Annotated in this window: 15 protein-coding genes; 1 reads left to right on the forward strand and 14 read right to left on the reverse strand. The window is 46.3% G+C overall.

Going from position 1 to position 20682, the window contains the following annotated elements; translation table 11 throughout:
- Positions 1-160: 160 nt before the first annotated feature.
- The 5 genes from BM099_RS00745 to cydD all read right to left on the reverse strand — a co-directional run bounded on the left by BM099_RS00745 (position 161) and on the right by cydD (position 9147).
- A complete protein-coding gene (locus tag BM099_RS00745) occupies positions 161-1699 on the reverse strand; it encodes a methyl-accepting chemotaxis protein (protein ID WP_090723126.1) in 1539 nt (512 codons plus the stop codon).
- A gap of 125 nt (positions 1700-1824) precedes the next feature.
- Positions 1825-3045, reverse strand: a complete 1221-nt coding sequence (locus tag BM099_RS00750) for an MFS transporter (protein WP_090723129.1) — start codon at positions 3043-3045, stop codon at positions 1825-1827.
- A 62-nt stretch (positions 3046-3107) separates the two neighbouring features.
- Complete coding sequence (locus BM099_RS00755) at positions 3108-5603, reverse strand: bifunctional diguanylate cyclase/phosphodiesterase (protein ID WP_090723133.1); 2496 nt, start codon at positions 5601-5603, stop codon at positions 3108-3110.
- 144 nt (positions 5604-5747) lie between these two features.
- Complete coding sequence (locus BM099_RS00760) at positions 5748-7403, reverse strand: amino acid ABC transporter ATP-binding/permease protein (protein WP_090723134.1); 1656 nt, start codon at positions 7401-7403, stop codon at positions 5748-5750.
- Positions 7387-9147 carry a thiol reductant ABC exporter subunit CydD gene (gene cydD, locus BM099_RS00765; RefSeq protein WP_090723137.1) on the reverse strand — a complete coding sequence of 587 codons (1761 nt, stop codon included), beginning with the start codon at positions 9145-9147 and terminating at the stop codon, positions 7387-7389. The genes BM099_RS00760 and cydD overlap by 17 nt, the downstream gene beginning before the upstream one ends.
- Before the next feature lie 136 nt (positions 9148-9283).
- Between cydD and BM099_RS00770 the strand changes: the two genes are divergently transcribed.
- A complete protein-coding gene (locus BM099_RS00770) occupies positions 9284-10630 on the forward strand; it encodes a sigma-54 interaction domain-containing protein (protein ID WP_090723140.1) in 1347 nt (448 codons plus the stop codon).
- A gap of 32 nt (positions 10631-10662) precedes the next feature.
- On the opposite strand, the gene cydX is transcribed toward BM099_RS00770, so the two are convergent.
- The 9 genes from cydX to BM099_RS00815 form a co-directional block, all read right to left on the reverse strand.
- Positions 10663-10761 (reverse strand): cytochrome bd-I oxidase subunit CydX, encoded by a 99-nt coding sequence (cydX, locus tag BM099_RS00775; protein ID WP_090723142.1) that lies wholly within the window; start codon positions 10759-10761, stop codon positions 10663-10665.
- A gap of 12 nt (positions 10762-10773) precedes the next feature.
- Positions 10774-11910, reverse strand: a complete 1137-nt coding sequence (gene cydB / locus BM099_RS00780; protein ID WP_090723145.1) for a cytochrome d ubiquinol oxidase subunit II — start codon at positions 11908-11910, stop codon at positions 10774-10776.
- Positions 11903-13471 carry a cytochrome ubiquinol oxidase subunit I gene (locus BM099_RS00785; RefSeq protein WP_090723146.1) on the reverse strand — a complete coding sequence of 523 codons (1569 nt, stop codon included), beginning with the start codon at positions 13469-13471 and terminating at the stop codon, positions 11903-11905. Before BM099_RS00785 ends, cydB begins: the two co-directional genes overlap by 8 nt.
- A 262-nt stretch (positions 13472-13733) precedes the next feature.
- Positions 13734-15047 carry an NAD(P)/FAD-dependent oxidoreductase gene (locus BM099_RS00790; protein ID WP_090723148.1) on the reverse strand — a complete coding sequence of 438 codons (1314 nt, stop codon included), beginning with the start codon at positions 15045-15047 and terminating at the stop codon, positions 13734-13736.
- Positions 15048-15214: 167 nt separating this feature from the next.
- Entirely contained in the window at positions 15215-15778 is a 564-nt protein-coding gene (locus tag BM099_RS00795; RefSeq protein ID WP_090723150.1) for a rhodanese-like domain-containing protein, read from the reverse strand.
- Positions 15779-15802: 24 nt separating this feature from the next.
- Positions 15803-16252, reverse strand: coding sequence for a DsrE family protein (locus BM099_RS00800; RefSeq protein ID WP_090723152.1), 450 nt, complete (start codon positions 16250-16252; stop codon positions 15803-15805).
- A gap of 242 nt (positions 16253-16494) precedes the next feature.
- On the reverse strand, positions 16495-17949 hold the full coding sequence (locus BM099_RS00805) for a biotin carboxylase (protein WP_090724149.1): 1455 nt from the start codon (positions 17947-17949) through the stop codon (positions 16495-16497).
- Between the two features lie 183 nt (positions 17950-18132).
- Positions 18133-19104 (reverse strand): C45 family autoproteolytic acyltransferase/hydrolase, encoded by a 972-nt coding sequence (locus tag BM099_RS00810; protein ID WP_090723155.1) that lies wholly within the window; start codon positions 19102-19104, stop codon positions 18133-18135.
- Positions 19101-20678 (reverse strand): amidase, encoded by a 1578-nt coding sequence (locus tag BM099_RS00815; protein ID WP_090723157.1) that lies wholly within the window; start codon positions 20676-20678, stop codon positions 19101-19103. The genes BM099_RS00810 and BM099_RS00815 overlap by 4 nt, the downstream gene beginning before the upstream one ends.
- Positions 20679-20682 lie beyond the last annotated feature (4 nt).

Raw genomic sequence — 20682 nt, forward strand, 5'->3', positions numbered from 1 at the left:
ATCGTCCGTGTCTATTAAAAAAAATCTTATATCGAATATGAAAAATATTGAATATAACAAAGATAGTCGGTTTATGCAGGCGCAGATGCGAACTTTCAATCTAAATCAAAATTACCCATGCTTTAGGCGACTCTCAGGTCTAACCCGCTTGTCAGTGCTGTCAGAAGGCTTTAACGGTTGCTTTCAGATCCAGAATCAGTTTACTCAGATCAGTAGAGGCCGCCGACGTTCTTTCTGCAGCGGATTTATTGGCTTCAGAAATATCTCTGATGTTGTGAATATTGCGGCTTACTTCTTCGGAAACCGCGCTTTGCTCTTCTGAAGCCGCTGCAACTTGTGTGCTGCGGTCTGAAATTTCGGTCATAGCCAGGTTTGCTTCCTGAAAAGCATCACCGGCTTCTTGTGCGCATTGTATGTTGTATGCGGCGTGGTTATGACACCGCTCCATTGCTTGTGCCGTCAGATCGACCTGGTTTTGAATAGATTCAACAGTCCGCCTTATTTCGCTGGTTGATTGCGTTGTGCGTTGTGCAAGGACTCGTACTTCATCTGCGACTACAGAGAAACCTCTTCCTTGCTCCCCTGCGCGGGCTGCTTCTATGGCGGCATTGAGTGCCAGCAGGTTCGTTTGGCCGGCAATTCCATTAATAATATCGACAACCTTTTCGATTGAGATGGCTTCTTTCTTTAGTTCCAAAGAGGCGCTACTGGCATTCTCAACATCGTTTACCAGCATTTGAATTCCTGCAATCATCTCATCGACTTTACCTTTACCGGCTTTAGCGAGTGCTGCTGTTTTCAGTGTGGCCTCAGATGTCTGGGCGGTGTTACTGGCAACATCATGTGCGGTAGAAGACATTTGATGGGCGGCGGTAGCGAGCATATCGCTTTCCTGATTCTGTTGTTCGATTCCTGCGGTTGTCTGCGCGATAGACTCGTTGGTATGACGCATTACATCAATGAGGGTATTGATACTGTCTTCTACGCGTCCGACCACTGTGCGCATGCGAGCATTCATCATGCGCGTCGACAACTCGACGGCTCCGGTTTCATTGATGCTGTCGGTCATGACGCGTTGCGCTAATGGGTTGTTGTAGACATTGTTTGTCAGTTGGGTGATCTTTTTAATCGGCGCAGCCAGCCAGGCAATACTCGCTACCAAGGCACATGCGAATCCAACCATCAGAGCATTTTGTAGCATTACCGGGAGCGGAGCAAAGTGTGTTGTGAGCATTGATAGTGAAAAAAGCACGGATACTAAGGTGAGTTTTGTCGCTATGCTTGACGTGGTTATTTTAAGATCAGGTTTGCTCTTGATCTTCGCGTATACCTGTTCTGCACGAGCAATCTGTTGATCGGTTGGGCATGTGCGCACAGATTGATATCCGATTTTAGTACCTGCCTGATCAAATAACGGCATCACATAAGCTTGCACCCAATAATATTCTTTGTTTTTACAAAGATTTTTTACCATACCCATCCAGGGCTTATCATTTTTCAGATGTGTCCACAGGTCGGTAAAAGCAGCGGGAGGCATATCAGGATGTCTGACCATATTATGCGGTTGGCCAATCAGCTCTTCGGCAGAGTAGCCGGCCACTTCACAGAATGCCGGGTTGGCATAAATGATGTTTCCACGTAAATCTGTGGTAGAAATTAACCGTATATCATTAGAGAACTTGCGTTCAATGCTAGCCATTATCCAATCTCGTCCTTATTCAAATGCTGAATTCAGATAAAAAATTCATACCTGAAAGGTAGTGTAGTATTGAACTCACTGTTGCGTGGTAACTCAGCAAAAAATAGTAAGGTGATTGTGAAGCGCTAAGCCGTTACTGTACGCAAACGCGCGACCGGACGCTCATCAATAACGATGTGAATTAATGCCGTAAGGAGTGCAATAGCGGCAGCTGACCACCAGACAACATCGTACGCTCCTGTTTCATCATACAAATACCCCCCAAGCCAAACACCGAGAAAAGAGCCGAGTTGATGGTTTAAAAATACAATGCCGTAGAGGGTGCCCATATGGCGCAGACCAAACATCTGAGCGACCAGCCCAGACGTGGGTGGCACGGTTGCCAGCCATAAAAAACCTGTCAGGATAGAGAATACATATACCGTGGTGGTTGAAATAGGAATCAGCATAAATAGGGCAATAGTGACCGCGCGTGAAGCGTAAATGATCCCCAGTAAATTCTTTTTCGAATATTTTCCAGACCAGGAGCCGAAGAGTAAACAGCCAAAAATATTAAACAGTCCTATTAATGAAAGACTGATAACCGCGACTTTTGCATCAAAACCTTCATCGGACAAAAATGCGGGCATATGCACCGTAATAAAAGCCAGCTGAAATCCACATACAAAAAAACCAGCAATCAATAACCAATAGTGAATGTGTCCACTGGCTTCTTTGAGCGCATCAGGAAGCGTTTGCTGGATATTTTCCTCTGAAGTGGTCGAAGAGTTGGCTGCGGCATCTCCTCTAAACGGCACTGCCAGAAACATCATGCATAAAGCACCGCCAGCCAGTAATAACAGCGCTGTTTGCCAGCCATAGCTGCTGATAAATTCCTGGGCAACCGGTATCAGCAGTAGCTGACCTGCAGAGCCTGCCGCCGTACCTAATCCCAGTGCAAATGCCCTCTTTTCCGGCGCTACCATGCGGGCCAGTGCGGGTAATACAACACCAAATCCGGTACCTGCGATACCCATCCCGATTAAAATACCGGCACCGCTATGTAATGCAAAAATACTGTCCGCTGTTGAAGTTACATACAAACCCAGCGCATATAGCAGTGCTCCTGCGAGAATGGCTTTAGCGGTACCAAAACGATCAGCAACCGCGCCGGCGATTGGTTGAAAAAGACCCCAGCATAGATTTTGCAGCGCAAGTGAAAACGCAAATACCTCACGTCCATAACCAAACTCAGTGGATATGGGGGCCATGAAAAATCCCATAGAGGAGCGTAATCCGAAGTTAATGGCCAGCAGAATGCAGGCACAAGCAACAAAGACACTCAGTAATTTAACAGGGTGCGTCATGGGGACTGTTTCCAATCGTATAGGTTGATGATAAAGAATGTGTGAATTAAGCGGGTGCTATATTAACAGCAAACAGTCGTGAGGTATTTGTTGTTCAGGTCAGTTAACGACAGCGGCCGGTCAAAATAATAGCCTTGCGCTATGTGGCACTGGAAACTGTTGAGTTTTGCCAGCTGTTCGGCTGTTTCAACGCCTTCAGCAACGATCGTTAGTTGGTATGACTCACCAATAGCTACGATAGCTCGTATCAGGTTTTCTGTTTCACTACTGGTTAACAGTTTATCAACAAATGATCGGTCTATTTTTATTTCATTGATCGGTAAGATACTCAAATAGCTTAATGATGAATACCCCGTGCCGAAATCATCCAGTGACAGATTGAAACCATTATCCCGCAGTGTCTGTAATATGGGGGAGACATGGGCCAGATCTTCTATGAGTAAGCTTTCAGTAATCTCGAAAGTAATCAGTTGGCTATCGATAGTATGCTTACCCGCAGCCGCGACTAACTTGTCGATAAATTTTGGCGCGTTCAACTGTCTCGGTGATAGATTTACCGAGAGCGTTATGGGGTGTTCCCGATGATGGTTGAAGTCGCTAATATCTGCTAGTGACTGTTCAAGTACGAACATGCCTATTTCATGAATCAGGCCGGTATCTTCTGCAATGGGAATAAAATCTACCGGTGACACATGGCCGAGTTGTTCATTGTGCCAACGCAGCAGTGCTTCAACACCGTTAATATGGCCGCTTTGGATACAAATCTGCGGTTGATAGACGACACTGAATTCATTATTTTTCAATGCCAGGCGCAGCGCTGATTCTAGCTGTAAATCTTTGTGTACTTGTTGGTTTATCAGTTTGTTGAAGAACAGAAAGCTTCCTTTTTGCTGGGCTTTCGATTTGTACAGTACAATATCGGCTTTGCTGATCAGCTCTTCGGGGTCATCACCGTCATTCGGAAAAATAGTGACGCCAATGCTGCAGCTGGAATGGATGGCTTTACCGGCGATGGAAAATGGATCTTTGAAAACGTCTTGGATACGCTTAACTTTTTCCTCTGCTGCCCGTAAGTCTTTAAGCCCGGGGAAACAAAAAATGAATTCATCTCCGCCAAATCGGGTGATGCTGTCGCCTGCTTGCAAAACACTTTCAAATTTATGGCTGACGGCTTGCAATAAATCATCACCGACAGAATGACCATAGAGGTCATTTATTTTTTTAAAGTCGTCGAAGTCAACAAACATCAAGGCACACTTTTTATTGTTACCTTTTGATAGCTCAATGGCTTGTGTAATACGTTCTTCGAGCAATAAGCGGTTAGGTAGTTTTGTCAGGGCGTCATGGTGAGCAACAAAGTGCAGTTGATCTTTGGTACGCTGCAGCTCTTCAATATTACTGCTTATATGTTGTTGGAACTTTTCAAATCTTCGCGAAATATTTCGGCTTATATACACTAAAACAAAGACCAGAAGTAACGTAGAAAAAAAACTGAGTAACAATATTTTTTGAAGTCCTACTGTGTTTTGGTTTTGGACAATGGTTTCTCTTTGCGTCAGGTAGTTTTCAATTTCGTTGATGTACACCCCGGTACCAATGACCCAATTCCAATCTGCAATGCCGGTTACATAGCTTATTTTTTGTGCGGGCTGTCCTGTGGATGGCATGATTGAACCGATATACTCAACATAATCGCCTCCCTGTTGCGCTGTTTGAATAATCTTTTGAACGACAGGAAATCCATTGCTGTCCTTGCGGTCGAGGTTGTTTGTTCCAACCAATGATTCTTTAAAATGAGAAAGATAATTACCCTGGTAGTCGACGACAAAAACGTAACCGTTATCACCGTAGCGAATATTACTTATTCTTTCTAATAAGCGTTTCTTAATATCATTTTCGACATCGATAAGGTACTCGCCGGTGCCGATGAACCAATCGTAGGGCGCGAAGTACTTACCAAAACCAATTTTCTCGAATTCTTGAGTTTTATTCTGTGGTTTTACAAACCACCAGTGGTAAAAACTTTCGCCTTTGGTTTTTACTAATTCTCCCATTTCCTGAACAATGTAGCTGCCTTTCACATCTTGCAGCTCCCACTTTGATTTACCTTCCATGTGAGGGAGCAGTGGATGCATAACACTGAGGCCGTTGGTTTTATATATAAAAAAGTAACCCCGTCCTCCATTAAAAGAGATGCTGCGTAGGCTATCGGTGATTAACCGGGTGACTTCTGCTTCCGATTTGTCTTTATGTTGTTGATAAATGTTTTCTGCAATAGCGTAGGCTTCGTTAACACGCTGTTTGATGTTGTGCTTTAAAGAGGCTTCGGTTTGATTTTTTTCGAACTGAATGTCTTGAAAGACCTGCTCAACCTGACTCTTGGCAACCGCTTTTTGAAGATCCATAAAGTTGCTGCGTAGTGACGCTATTTCGCTTGTTGCTTTTGTATGGTTGTTATAAATGATGATAGCGCTGAGCAATACGATAAATATCCCGACGACCAGAACCGGAGCTACTTTGATAAGACGGATAAGTTTCTGGTCGGATATTATTGTCATAAAATGATGTTTTGACCGTATCAGTTCGTAAAAAATTGCTGTTTTACGTAGGTATCATGGCAGCAAATGCTGTCTTATTGTTTTACGCTATATTGAACTATAGACTAGGTTTTTATGACTGACCCAGATATACATAAATCCCTGTTAAATTATCTTCTGTACCTCTGAGACCCCCTCAGCAAGTTGGTTTAAAGTAAGTGCCTTATCAGTGCTGCAGCTCAGCGACGAATCATGGCTGTTGATGATGACTAATTTCCCTTTCCAGTGATGGTGTAGTTTGCTGAGTATTCTTGCCGCGCTAAGTTGATCTATACCGGCAGTTGGTTCATCTAACAGTAAAATTTGCGGATCCTGAAGGATTAGTCTGGCCAAACCTAAGCGTTTAAGTTCGCCTCCTGATAGCATACGCTCGCCTTCTCCGAGCCAGCTGTCAAAACCATCTGGGAGCTGCTGAAACCAATGCTCCAGTTCAACCAAGCGGAGAGTTTCTTGTAAGGTTTCATCTGAGTGCTGCTGGTGTAAGCAGAGGTTGTAGCGCAATGTGCCGCGTAATAAGTCGATTTTTTGAGGCATCAACCCTATCTGCTCAGCGCTGCTTTTTTCGATTAACAGAGTGCCGTCGCTGGGCTGCAGGTGCCCCATTAACAGGTGTAAAAAGGTAGTTTTTCCATGTCCACTGGGGGCGGTAATCCAATACCAGTGAGGGGCGCTTAGCTCGGTATTTACTTTATCAATAATCAGGGTTTGCCGTTGCGGATAATGATAACTGAGTTGCGTGACCTTAATCACAGTGGCGTCTGCGGATACGAATTGGCGTTGGTCTTTTTTTGAGATATTTGATGCCAGGTAATCAATTCTTTTCAGGGCCGTGTATCCCAATCCGAAATTGGCCAATGAGTTAACGCCAGTCAAAATAACTTCCTGTACACCCAGCGTTAGCAGTAGCAGCATAAACAGGTGAGCACCTTCAATGTACCCGTATGATAAGGCTAATAGTCCTTGCCAGAGCATAACTAATACCTGGACGGCTAATATCAGTTGGCTCAGCGACATCACATGCTGCTGGGCGCGGCTGGCTTGTTGTTCTGAATAATCTGCCGTACTCGCCGCTTGCTGCAGCTGTTGTGTGCTGTGCGTAAAACGTTGAAAGAGAATCAGTGTGCGTACATTGTTGAACAATGAACTGGCACTGCTCCATTGCTGGCTGCGTTGCTGATGAAGCACGTCCTGTGGTTGCAAAACCAGATGCATATATAACCAAGGCATAAAGAAAACAGCGATACAGAGAGTAGGCGCTAACCATATCCAGATATCGGGTACAAACAGAGAAACCGTAATCAGATATAAAAGAGAGCAGAGCAACATGACAAAGCCCGGTACCAATGCAGACAGGTAGAGGGCTTCGGCATGTTTTATGTCTTCCATCAGACGGCTGCTGGCATCATGATTATTTAACGGTTGCTCTTGCCAGGAATGCTTGGCTAACTCACCGAAGAGCTCGGCTCTTAATCGTGAAATAACCCGTAATGTTGCTTCATGGGTGGTCAGGCGCTCGCCATAGCGGCCTAGGGTACGTGTAATAGACAGACCCCGGACAATGGCACCGGGTGCAAAGTAGTTAAAACTGTGCGCTCCCGCGATACTGAGCCCTGCTAAAGCAGTTGCACTGATAAACCAACCCGACACGGCGAGTAATGCGATCCCGGAAATTGCCGTAATGGTCGCCAATAACAGCCCCAGGGTGGCCATGGTGCGTTGCTGCCAAAGCAAGCAGAAATAGCGCTTAACTAATCTTGGCATGTGTGTCGTCTCCCTTTATAGAAGTGTTCTTTTCGACAACACCTTTTTCTGCAGAGTCGATGACTATGACGTGATCAAAGCGATGCTGATCATTCAGTCTGTGGCTGGCGATTAATAACATGCCTCCCTCACGGGTGAACTGTTGAAGCGATTCTAAAAACAGTTCGGCTGTCTGATCGTCAAGATTGGCGGTGGGTTCATCCAGTAACAATATATTGGGCTGATGTAAAAACACCCTGGCTAAAGCAATGCGTTGAGCCTGGCCTCCGGATAGGTAACCCCCCGTTTCGCTGATGCGATAATCCAGAGTGCCAGGTAGCTCCCGGACCACTTGCGCTACCTGAGCAGAATTGAGTGCTGCAAATAACTGATCATCTGTGAAATCACGCCCCAGACAAAGGTTACTGCGGATCGTGTCAAATAACAGTTCCGGATGTTGTGTCATATAGCCAATTTTACTTTGCCAGTCGGTATTGCTTTCTAGCAGGTGTACATGGCTATTAATCAGTACTTGCCCTGATACCGGAGGTAAAAAACCTGCGAGCGTTTCTAATAACGTGCTTTTACCTGCTCCGGATGGTCCTTGAAGCAGAATGCTTTCGCCGGGGCCTAGTGTGATGTTAATTGGTTTGCCTATTTTGCGACCATTGCGTCCGGTTTGCAGCGAGCTAAGGGTGATTGAGGTGATTGGCTCAACCAGCGGAGGATTGTCTTTAGGCTGAGTTTCTGCTGTTTTTTTTTGAAATAACCTGAGTAGATGGTCGGCTACACTGAGGGCATCGGCACGGGCATGGTAGAGCGCTCCCAAGCGACGCAGGGGTAAGTAAAACTCGGGAGCCAGCATCAACAGAAAAACACCCTCGCCTAATGTGATGATCTCACTCCAATTGCCTATCTGGTATTTGCCGAGAAAGAGTAAACCTAAATAGACGGCTACTAGTGCAACGCTGATAGCACTGAAAAATTCCAGAACAGTGCCTGATAAAAAAGCCAGTCGCAGTACTTGCATCGTTGAGCGTCGATAGCTCTCTGATTGCTTATACAAAGAGGCTTGCTCATGCGCAGTTGAGCCCGCCAGCTGTAAAGCACTCAGGCCCTGAATTCTATCGGCTAACAGGCTGCCTAATCGGTTGAGTTGTGTCAGGTTTTGTTGGCTGGCAGCGGTAGCTTTATGTCCCACAATGATCATAAAAAGAGGAACGATCGGCGCCGTTAGTGCCAGTATCAGAGGGACAAGCCAGTTGATTGTGCAACAGGCTAGTATTACCAGTAGAGGCGTTAGCATGGCTAAGCGTTGCTGAGGCCGGAATTCTGCAAAGTAATCGCGCATGCTGTTGATTTCTGTACTGATCAGGCTACTGAGTTCTGCGGCTGTAAAATCAGGAAACAGATGGATATTCAGCTGTTGGCAGTGTTGTAGCATTACTGCTCGTAAGTTGTCGCGTATCTTTATGCTGGCGCTGTCGGCTAAGCGTGCTTGTAGTATGGGTAAGCAGGCTTTAATGCAGAGAATTGAAGCGAGTCCGATCCACCAAATGGGTTGTCGCCACTGATCTTGCTGTTCATATACGCTTGAATTAATCAGCAGGGCGACCAGGGCGGCAAAGCTGATGGTACAGAGTGTTTGCAGTACACCAATGACCGTTAGCCAGTCGTTTTCTTTACGGGCTATTTTTCCTGCCTCACGCAATAGTGTTTTGGCATCGGCACAATGGCGCAGGTCGGGATTTAATGACTGTTTCATATTCGTGGTTTCATATTATTGGTCATATTAATTGCCGTATAAAAAAAGCTCTGTAATTCATATTGACAGTTCTGGTAGATGGTCAATTTTTTTGTCATTATCGTCATAGTAGAGACAAAAGTGACGGAGTTGATGCATGACTAACGCTAGCTGGCTGGAAACAATGCGCAATGTGCTGGATAGTTATGCTGATCCGGCAGTGCTGGTGGATACCGATTATAATGTGGTAGTGACGAACAGCAGCTACGATTTTCGTTTTGGTGGGCTTAAAGAGAATAGCCCCGCAAAGTGCTATTTTATATCGCATGGTTATCAGCGCCCATGTGATCTGGAGGGTGAAACCTGCCCGATGCAGGAAGCTCGTGAAACGCGCAAGCGTGCCAGCGTTTTGCATATTCATAATACGCCTCAGGGAAAAGAACATGTCGGAATAGATACTATTCCTATTGTTGACGAGGAACAGCGGACTTACTTTATTGAGGTGATCAAGCCGATTCTGGAAGTGAGTGCTGAACCGATTGCCAACAAGATGATCGGCCGTAGCCCGGCGTTTAACCGTCTGGTCGATCTGATTCATCGAGTCGGTAAAACCAATACGAATGTGCTCCTGATCGGAGCATCGGGTACAGGTAAAGAGCTGGCGGCGCAGGCGATTCATTCGGTTAGTCCAAGAGCAAGCAAGCCCTTTGTTACAGTTGAATGTTCCGGGCTGACCGATACTTTGTTTGAAAGTGAGCTGTTTGGCCATATGAAAGGCGCTTTCACCGGAGCGACTTATAACAGAACTGGGCTGGTGCAATCCGCACAGGGTGGCACTTTGTTTCTTGATGAAGTCGGCGATGTCCCGTTGCATCTTCAGGTAAAACTGCTGCGCCTGATTGAAACCAAAACCTTTCGCCCCGTCGGTGACAGCAAGCCTGCAGCAGCTGATTTCAGGCTGGTGTGTGCGACGCATAAAGATCTGCCTACGATGGTTGAGCGAGGGGAGTTCAGGGAAGACTTGTATCACCGGATCAGCACCTTTCCTATCTCTTTGCCTTCTTTGGCGGAGCGGCGTGAAGATCTGCCTTTGCTGGTCCAGAGTATCCTGCTGCGTATTGCCGGGAATGTACCCCTTAGCCTGACCGACGATGCACAGGCGTTGCTCTCTCGACAGTCTTTTAAAGGGAATGTACGCGAACTGAAGAATATTCTCGAGCGGGCTATAGTTTTGCGTCATGATGACCTTATCGGTGTTGATGTAATCCTGCAAAGCTTAAACCTGCTTCCTGCTCAAGATGTGATGCGAGCAGGTCAAACCGTTGCATCGCACACTGTTTTTCAGCAATTGGCTCAGCAAAAGTTAAGTCTTGACGCGTTAGAGCAGCGCTATTTAGAGGCACTACTGCAAACCTATTCCGATAAAATACAGGTGGCTGAGATTGCCGGCTGTAGTTTGCGCACTTTGTATCGTAAATTAGAACTCGTGAATCCCGAGAAATAAACCCGCCGGGGCGGGTTCAGCTTGAGACGATTTTATTCGTCGTCGCTCATCTGGGTTTCTAGCCACATAGCATTAATGATGCCGAAACTGCACGCCAGTAAAACCCCAAGAATCCATGCGAAATACCACATAAAAACCTCCTTTTAGTAATATGAAATACTATTGCTTTCGATAGCTTCAGGTTCGACCCGGCCCCACATTTTATAGTAACCCCACACTGTGTAGGCGAGTATCAGCGGTACAAAGAAAAACACTACCCAGAGCATTATCTCTAACGTCAGCCTGCTTGATGTCGCATCCCACAGTGTAAGGCTACTCGCTAAATCAGTGGATGACGGCATGAGGAACGGAAATAGCGTAGAGCCTGCCAGCAAGATAATGCTGGTAATTGCTAATGAACTGGCTAAAAAGGCCCAGCCATAGCGTTCAGCACGTGATAGAACGCTGGTTAATAAAGGCAAAATAACAGCCAGGATAGGTAGCAGCCAAAGTTGCGGGTAAAGGTCGAAATTTGCAAACCAGCTATCAATGCGAACTACGCTTTTGCTCAGTGGATTAGAACTAGCATCACCGATAACGGTGCTGCTGATCTCATAGCCAGGTATGGCTGTGAGTAACCAAAAACCGGCAATTACCAGTAGAAGGCTTAATAATGGGCCCGTCACTATTGCCATTGATTTGGCCCGGGGCTGAACGTCTCCACCGGCACGCATTTGCAACCATACGGCGCCATGAAGGATCAGCATTATCACACTAGCCAAACCACAGATGAGTGCAAACGGATTGAGTAATTCCCAAAACGAACCGGTATAGGTTGGGCGGGTAAATTCATCAAAGCTGAAAGGCACCCCCAAAAATAAGTTACCGAATGTAACACCGAATACTAACGCCGGTACAAAGGAGCCAAGGCTCAGGCCTAAGTCCCAATTGCTGCGCCAGCGTTTACTTGGCATCTTGCTACGGTATTCAAAGCCGATCGGGCGGAAGAACAATGCAAACAATACCAATAGCATCGCCCAGTAAAAGCCGGAAAATGCAGTCGCGTAAATCAAAGGCCAGGCGGCAAACAGAGCGCCGCCCGCAGTGACGAACCACACCTGATTGCCATCCCAGTGAGGTGCAATAGTATTAATAATCACACGCCGTTCGGTATCTGTCTTTCCCAGTAAGGGCAGCAACATGGCAGCGCCGAGATCAAAACCGTCTGTGATGGCGAAGCCTATCAATAAAACGCCGACCAACAGCCACCAGACCAGTCGCAGAGTTTCGTAATCAAACATGCTGCAATTCTCCTTGTGGTTCTTTGTCGTAACGGCCGGTTTCTAACGCGCTGGGGCCCTTACGGATATATTTCACCATCAGGTACACTTCGATCACCAAAAACAGTGAATAGAGACTGGCGAAGCCTGCAATGCTCATCCATAGATCGGTCTCAGTGAGATTGGATGTCGCAACGTAGGTGGGTAAGATTTCACCAATAGCCCAAGGCTGGCGTCCGAACTCAGCGATAAACCATCCCGTTTCAATGGCTATCCAGGGTAGGGGCAGAGAGAGTAGTGAGAGTTTTAGCAGCCAGGGTGTTTTATGCTCTTTTCGGCGTGCAGTGTAATAAAATGCTGCCGCAAAGGTGAGTAGCATAGTGAAACCGCAGGCGACCATAATACGGAACGTCCAGAATATGGGGGCAACCTGTGGAATACTATCCAGAGCGGCCGCTTTGATCTGTTCTTCAGTTGCATCGACGACATTTTCAGTAAAGCGTTTTAACAGTAATCCGTAGCCAAGATCGTCACTGACGGCGCTGAAGGCCGCACGATTTTCGGGATTATCTTCACCTTTACGTAGCTGCTGTAGAAGTCCATAAGCAATCATACCTTGACGAATACGCACTTCATGGGTGGCGATTAAGTCCTTTAGACCGATCACTTCTTCATCAATAGAGCGGGTCGCGATTAGGCCCAGCAGATAAGGTATGCGTAGCGCGAAATCAGTGGTTTGCTCTTCCTGATTAGGAAGACCTATCAGTGTAAAGGCAGCGGGTGCTGGATGTGTTTCCCATTCTGATTCTATGGCGGCTAATTTAACTTTTTGCACATCACCGACTTCATAACCACTTTCATCACCCAGAATGATGACAGAGATGATCGACGCCAAACCAAAAGCAGAAGCGATGGCAAATGAGCGGCGGGCAAAGCCTACGTCTCTGTTACGCAGCATGTAGTAGGCGCTGATAGAAAGTACGAACATCGCACCGGTGACATAACCGGCAGAAACGGTATGTACAAATTTGACCTGAGCAACGGGGTTGAAAATCACTTCAGCGAAGCTGTTCATTTCCATGCGCATGGTTTCAAAATTAAAGTAAGCCCCAACCGGGTTCTGCATCCAGCCATTGGCAATAAGAATCCATAGTGCCGAGAAGTTGGAGCCAATCGCTACCAGCCAGGTGACTGTAAGATGTTGCACCCTGGAGAGGCGATCCCAGCCGAAGAAGAACAAACCAATAAAGGTCGATTCTAAAAAGAATGCCATTAGGCCTTCAATGGCCAGTGGAGCACCAAAGACATCACCCACGTAATGTGAATAATAGGCCCAGTTTGTGCCAAACTGAAATTCCATAGTCAGGCCGGTAGTGACGCCTAATGCGAAGTTGATACCAAAGAGCTTGCCCCAGAAACGGGTCATGTCTTTGTAGATTTGTTTGTTGGTCATCACATAGACAGATTCCATGATGGCCAGCATGAATGCTAGTCCCAGAGTTAATGGGACAAATAGAAAGTGATACAGCGCCGTTAAGGCAAACTGCCAGCGGGAGAGCTCCACGACTGTTTCGGAAACCATAAGCCACGACCTTTGTTAAATGTAAAACCGGCACATGCCGGAAGTAATGAACAACTACAGCAGTGTAATAAGCTGAGTTGTTTATTTAAGATAAGCACAGGTTATGCCAGTTTCTTCAAGTAATATAAAATACCTGAAAGCCTGCTATCAGTGGCTTACAGACAGCAGGCAGGTATGTTTTTAGAATTTTATATGTCAAATTTGTCATTTATTGTGTTTTTCATGACAAATCCGGCAGCTAGATCCGTAACTTGGTAGCCAGCTAAATAGGCGTGTAACCTTCAAGCATTACGTCGTAAACAGGCTTTATTAAGGATTTCTCCATTACCCAGGCCAGTTTACTTTTCTCCAGAGGATCCACCACCTCAAAGGGTAAGGCAGTGATGGGTTGCATGCTGTAGTCGAACTCCCACAGCATGGCGTGACCCACATCAAGAATCATTGGGCAGGAGGTGTAACCCATCCAGCGGGCAGTCATCTGTTCATCACGCAGTAGCGATGTCAGGTTTTTAGCAACAACAGGGAGTTGCGCTTTTACTGACGCGGCTGTTTTACCTATCGGTGTACCAACCGTGTCGCCTAAGCCAAAAACGTTAGCATAGCGTTTGTGTTGTAAGCTGTATTGATCGACTTCCAGATAGCCTTTGAATTTATCTTTGTCAGCCAATACTGAGTTACGCACAACGGGAATGGGAGACATAGGGGGAACAACATGTATGAAATCCCACGACTGTTGCAATTGGTTACCATCGGCTGTTGCAAACCAAGCTTGCTTACTGGCGCTGTCAATTGCTTTAAGCTGATGCTGGTAGTGCGCAGTGATCTGTCTTTCTTGCCAGATTTCTATCAGGCGCTTATCAAATGCTTTAACTGAAAACAGGAAGTTTTCGGCGGTCATATAATTGAAGTTAAATTGATCTCTTTTACCCGCTTGGCGAACAAAATACTCTACCAGGTTGGTTGCTTTCATCGGCGCACCAGCACACTTCATTGCACCGTGTGGGCGGGTAAATACTCCCTCTCCACCGTTCGATTGCGCAAAGTCTAACGCTTGCTGATGGCTGGCAAGACCTGCTTCAGGGCTTAAGTAAATACTGGCAATACCATCCTTGCCTATTTGTTGCGTATCTAATCCTTCTATCAGGTCGTAGCGTAACTCCAGACCCGTAGCGACGATTAGGTAGTCGTATACCAGAGTATCGTTTTGGTTGGTGCGCACCTGGTTGTTATCAGGATCAAACTCACTGATTGCTGCTGTCACCCAGTTTGTTTCTGAGTTGATATATTGTTGATTGCTACTCATCACATCATCGAGGTTTTTATAAGCCCCGGCCAACAGTAGTGTTTGTCCTGGTTGGTACCAGTGGTAAGGGCGCGGATCGACGATGGTGATTTGGGCGCCTTTTAGGTACATTTGAAGCTTGTTAGCGATACTGATACCGGCCGCACCACCGCCGGCGATGAGTATGCGCGCCTTCGTCTCTAATTTACTAAGTTCCCAGCCCAACATACCTGCAGCGGATGCTGCACCAAGTGAGGCGCCAGATATAAGAAGGTTACGTCGGCTAATTGGCATAGTATTTCACCCTTTCAGTATAATGTGATTAAGTGGGGGTCGAGTTGTTAGATTTTTCTCCCTGATTAAGACAAAAGGAATATGCCCTGACACAAAAAATAACTCTTAATTCTTTGATATAACAATACGGGCTCTGTAAACCACAGCAGTGCCCGTGCAGTGCTAACCTACCTTTTCTGTAAATCTATTCTGTATATTTTTTCAGGGTTAGGTTTGGCCTTCCAGGGGAGTCCTTCATTTTGCCAACCGTTCTGAATCCGTAGCCCAGCTTTTTCTCCCTCTTTTAGCGCGTCGCCTTGAAAGCCATTCACGACATAGCGGGCGTTAGCAAAGCCATTGTCCTGCAAAAACTTAGCACTGGGTAAGCCGCGCTCGCTACCTGAGCGACACATAGTGATGATGGTGGCGCTTTCATCCAATCCTTTTGCGGTTAAGGCAGCCTTGACCTGACTGATAAAGTCCGGGTTTTGATAAAGGCGAAAGCGGTTTTTATCTGTATCCCACTGGGAACGATCCACCATTAAGTAAGGAATATTGGTATCTACTTCATCCGTAAAGCCAATAAACATGATCTCAACCGGATCGCGCACATCAATAAACAGAACACTATCGCTTTGTTGGATCAGAATTTGCGTTTCTTGTGGGCTAATACCGATCTCATTGGCGTTCGCGGTGTAGATTGGCAAAGCTAATGCTGTTGTAAGTAGTGTGCGTATGATTAGGTTTTTCATGATAAGCGCTCTCTATAAAACTCATTAAAAGCTGTAAACACGGGTACTGTCTGAAGACATCATGCTTGCCATTTGTGGAGGTGTTGCAACACTAATACCCTCGCGCAGGTCTTGCTTGCTATGCGTACTGTTGGGTAGGTAAAGCGCGCATACACTGACATTAGCACCACTGTTCTGTAACTTAAGCATCAGTTGCTCTGGCGTGACGTTTTGTGGCTTTAACGCCTGGCTGGTGGTTGAGGTTAACGCTAAGTCACCTGCGGTATCACACAACAGCACATCAACAGCCACTCCTTTTGCCTGCATAGCGTTCCCCAAAACCATCGCCATACCCTGAGTTTGTAAAGATGGACTCGTGAGTATAATAAGTGCTTTATCTACCTGAGAGGCGTGACCTTCAGCTTGTACGCTTGTAGCAGATAGCAAAGACCCAGCGACTAAGCACGATGCGGCAACATTTTTGATAGTTTTCATTTCAGCTCTCACTTTTATGGAAGTTAATATTTAATTAGAATACATTAAATTAGAATAACCTAATATATAAGATAATATAACATCTGTAAAGAATGATGACGTGTTTATATTGCGATCAGGCAGGCGGCATTGACTGCATTAGAAGCGAAGGGTGTGTGACATAGAAAAAAGGCCGCTCTCGAAGAGAGCGGCCAATGGACTGGCATAAAGGGACTGACTTATAAGGACTGGTCTAATGGTGATCAGATCATTTTGCGTACATTGTCGGTTGGAATGTGTGGCACTTCCTGTGCATCTAATGCTCTGTATTCAAACTCTGCATTGATGGCTCTTATCCATTGATGCGCGCGAGGTAACAGTTGGCGGTCATCGGTTTGCATTCTTCCGCGAGCGACCAGAATACCCATATCTGCACCTAGGTAGGCGTAATCGCCAGCATCATAAACACGTAAGTAAAATGCATCCTGATTATCGCTGACGTTATTCCAGTCTATGCTATTACGAACAAATTTTATCTCGCCATTATCGAGCATACGCCAGATACCGGAGCGGGGCGCTTTTGTGATCAGGCGCACCTGATCTTCGGTATGTTTGAGTACTAACTGTGTCCAACTGCCAAAATCTGCCCAGCGCTTTTGAATTTCATCTACATCGATCTCAAAGTCGACATCCATAAATTCAAGCAGGTGGAACAGCATTAACGGAATGCCGCCGTACTTTGAAGTCACCAGATTGGTTAGCGGGCTGGCTCCACTGATGCGTGGATTGATCTCGCCAAGATAGACTTCGCCGTCATCCGTATCAACCAGATAATCGAAACAGAAGGTACCTCGGTAGCCGTTCTCATAAAGCTTGTCACCCATCGCCTTAACCATCGCGATAATTTTTTCTCGCTGTTTTCCTTCAAGGAGTTCAGGGAATATATCGTTACCGCACCAACCGCCTTTATACGGTGTGAGTTCTTTATAGCCGGTAATATCGGTTTGCAACGGCCCCACCATAGTGCCGCAACGGGTTGCAACCGCTTCAACTGTGCCCGGGATGTGGTTGATATACTTCATCACCTTGAGCGTTTCACCGATCACTTTTTTGGCGACCTTGTCCCACTCTTCCTGGTTGCTGATGAAAAATGTGGTTTTGCCAGAATCCCCATAAGGCGTTTGAACGACTAATTTTTCACCCAGATTATTTTTTTCAGCCAAGGCGCGCAATTCTTCATAACTGGATGCTTGCACATCGACAATGTTGGGGGCGCTGGCTACGCCCGCTTCATTAGCGAGTTGGGTGGTGACAATTTTGGAGTCCAGTCGTTTACGTAGCTCCGCTGATGGTAAAGCAATCTCGACCCCGAGTTGTTTAGCAATCTCTTCGGTTTTCTCATCAAACATAACAGTGAGGATTTTACCTTTACCGCCGTTTCTCTGAAAAAGATCGACGGATTCTTTGTGGCTCAGCAGGTAGTTCACCATATCTTCCATGGACTGAAACTCGCGTTCCGTGTTCTGCTGTGGGTTGGTTACACGAAAATGACCACCATCGAAAGAGTCAAAGTGAGATATGTATTTGAAACCTTGAATCCATTGGCCCAAACCAAGAATGTTATAGGCGGTTGGCGATACAAAGTAGATAGGCGTGGTGTTTTTGCGAAAAAAACGATAGATATCGGATAAGCCGCGAAGTTTTTCTGGCTCGCTCATGATGAGGTCCTCAATATTATTTTTTGAAGGTAAGGTTATTGGTTCTTCTGGGTCCTGGGTGACACGCGCTGGGAAAACTGATCTGAAAATACCATTGGCTATTGATGTTATTTTACGTAACAGGCTGGCCATAGTGTTCCTTAGATACTCGTTAAGCAATGGATCGGAGGCCTTGCAGCGTTGCTAGGCATAATGAATATCAATTGATTGTTCGGGAAAGTGGTCAAAAGTCAAGTATAGGTTTTGGTGCGGCCAAACATAATTTACATACCCTTGTGTGGGGTTATAGACCGCTGTATATAAAGTGCCTGATTGTTGGTCTCCATGTTGACGATACAGCGGCGGATGCAAGAATTGAGTAATGGTATCTGAGAGTGAGTAATCGTTGTTTGCTACTAACCAATTCAGTGTATCTAGTCTGGTGGTTGAATCTGCAAGGAACAGGGGCTTGCCATCCTTGATATGTGCCTGATGATTGGTTGAGGTGGTTTGCGGGGTAACATGGGGTGCCTGGTCAGGGGCTATAAAAACCGTTGCATGCTTTCCTGTCTTATCGAGTAACGCAATATTGTAATCAAGATGCACTGGCACTCTGTTAAATACGGCAATCGCTTCATCTACTGTGCTACAGGTTTCCAGCACATAGCGCACTACAATGGTGATACCAAAACCAGAACCTTCGATCAGGCGTCCACCGTAGTTGATTGATACAACCAAGCCAGCATCGTTGATTCCATCGAGTGCGCCCCATACGCAATCAGTCATCGCTATGATTTTTTTGTCGATCCATTGGCTGCTAAGAATCGTGCCTTCACAAAGGAAAGCAGGAAAATCGTAGTTGCGGATCAGAACAGATTGTTCTTTTTTATAAATGAGCTGAGAACAGGCAGAATAAAATGTCGGTGGGCAATACAGACTTAAAAAACGTGCTTGCAGGTCATCGCAGTCTAACAGCTTGATAATTTGATGATAAAGAGGAACCAGCTCAGGCATGTGTTTTTCTAATGCAGATACACATTCAAGATAACTGGGGCGTGCTTCTTCGCCTTCATCCAGATACCAGGCGCGATAAGCGGGCCAGCCTTTTTGAAAAAGCTGGCTAAACTTATCACCCGGAACTGACTCGTTTATGACATCAAACTCAAGGTTTTTCACGTAGCTCGTGTCTCCAGCCCTATTTGCGGCTTTGTGAGATCATTATTCTCCAGAGATTCTTTTAGGGAATCTTTTGGCGAGTTATCCCAACCAATCAGGCTTTCCAGGTGCTCTGCTATATCCAGTACAGCAGCATCGCTGCCCAGAGGTCCTGAAATCTGAATGGATAATGGTAGCCCCTCATCACCTAACCCCATGGGTAACGCGCAAGCAGGCATACCGGTCAGATTAGCATCATAAAGGAAAGAAACCCAGTCGAGCCAAGGATTGGTGATTTTGGTCGAGCCAACATATTTAGGATAGCGACGTGTATGTTTGAATGCCTCAACGCCTAACGTCGGTGTCAGGAAGAATGAACTGGCATTTCTTTCAAACATCGCCATGTAAGCCGCATGAATTACTTCTCTGTGCTCTTCGGCGGCATTAAATTCTTCTTCTGTGAGGCTTGCGCCAAAATGCAGCGTCTCCAGTGTTCCTTTTTCAAGGCCCTTCAGAGGAGATTTTTTCTCCTTCTGAAAGCTCCATGAGTCGTAATGTGCCGATGTTGCCCAGGCTACGACTGATGAAGGGAGGTGTGGGTGGTCATGAACGATTTCTGCACCCGCGCCTTCCAGCAGATGAATAACTGTGCGGAAGGTTTGGCGTACATCATCATCAACCGGAGCGATGCCTAAGTCTTCAGAGACGATAATTTTTTGTCCCGTCAGCGGGAGAGGGTGTTGCGCATGTGCTGCCAGAGCATCCAGGTAGGCATTATCTGTATTATTAGCGGCAACAACAGAAAACATCAGTCGGGCATCAGCAACGGTGCGTGTCATGGGTCCATAGGAGACAATGGTGCTCCATGAAGGAAAACAGGGTTCTCTTGGTACGGCTTTGAAAGAGGGTTTGAATCCGACGATGCCACAAAAAGCAGCGGGGATACGGATAGATCCACCTCCATCACCGCCCAGTGACATAGTGCCTGCTCCGGCGGCGACTGCTACGGCCGAACCACCTGAAGATCCGCCACTTGTGCGCTCAATGTTCCAGGGATTAGACGTTACCCCATAGAGCTCTGAGGATGTAGTTCCGGTTAAACAGAACTCAGGGCAGGTTGTTTTAGCAAAAATAACAGCCCCGGCTTCTTCCAGGCGCCTAACGGCTGCACTGGTGCTGTGTGGAATAAAGTCTTGTTGGGTGCGGGAGCCATTAGTGCAGGGCACGCCTTCAAGCCATTGCGAGTCCTTAATAGTAATGGGTAGGCCGCATAATGCCCCACCCAGGCCTTGGGCTAATAGTTCGTCAGCATGAACCGCTGCTTTGCGTGCGCGATCATACAGTTTTATAGAGAAGGGGTTATATGTCTCTGCAACATGCTCTGCGTGCTGGATGGTTTGCTCTAGCAGCTCTACCGCTGAGATATGGTGAGCGCGAAGATCAGAAAGTAATTCCACGGCTGTTTTATTGCTCACATTCATAAGGTGTCCTTCATCATACTTGTTGGTTAGGCTCTTCACCTGCCGGTAAAAGTGGATAGTGGCGTAGGGTTTATTACGTCGTAACCAGTTGTCGATCCGTACAGCATGTACCATAATG

It is taken from the genome of Neptunomonas qingdaonensis, from assembly GCF_900113275.1.
Taxonomy (GTDB): domain Bacteria; phylum Pseudomonadota; class Gammaproteobacteria; order Pseudomonadales; family Balneatricaceae; genus Neptunomonas; species Neptunomonas qingdaonensis.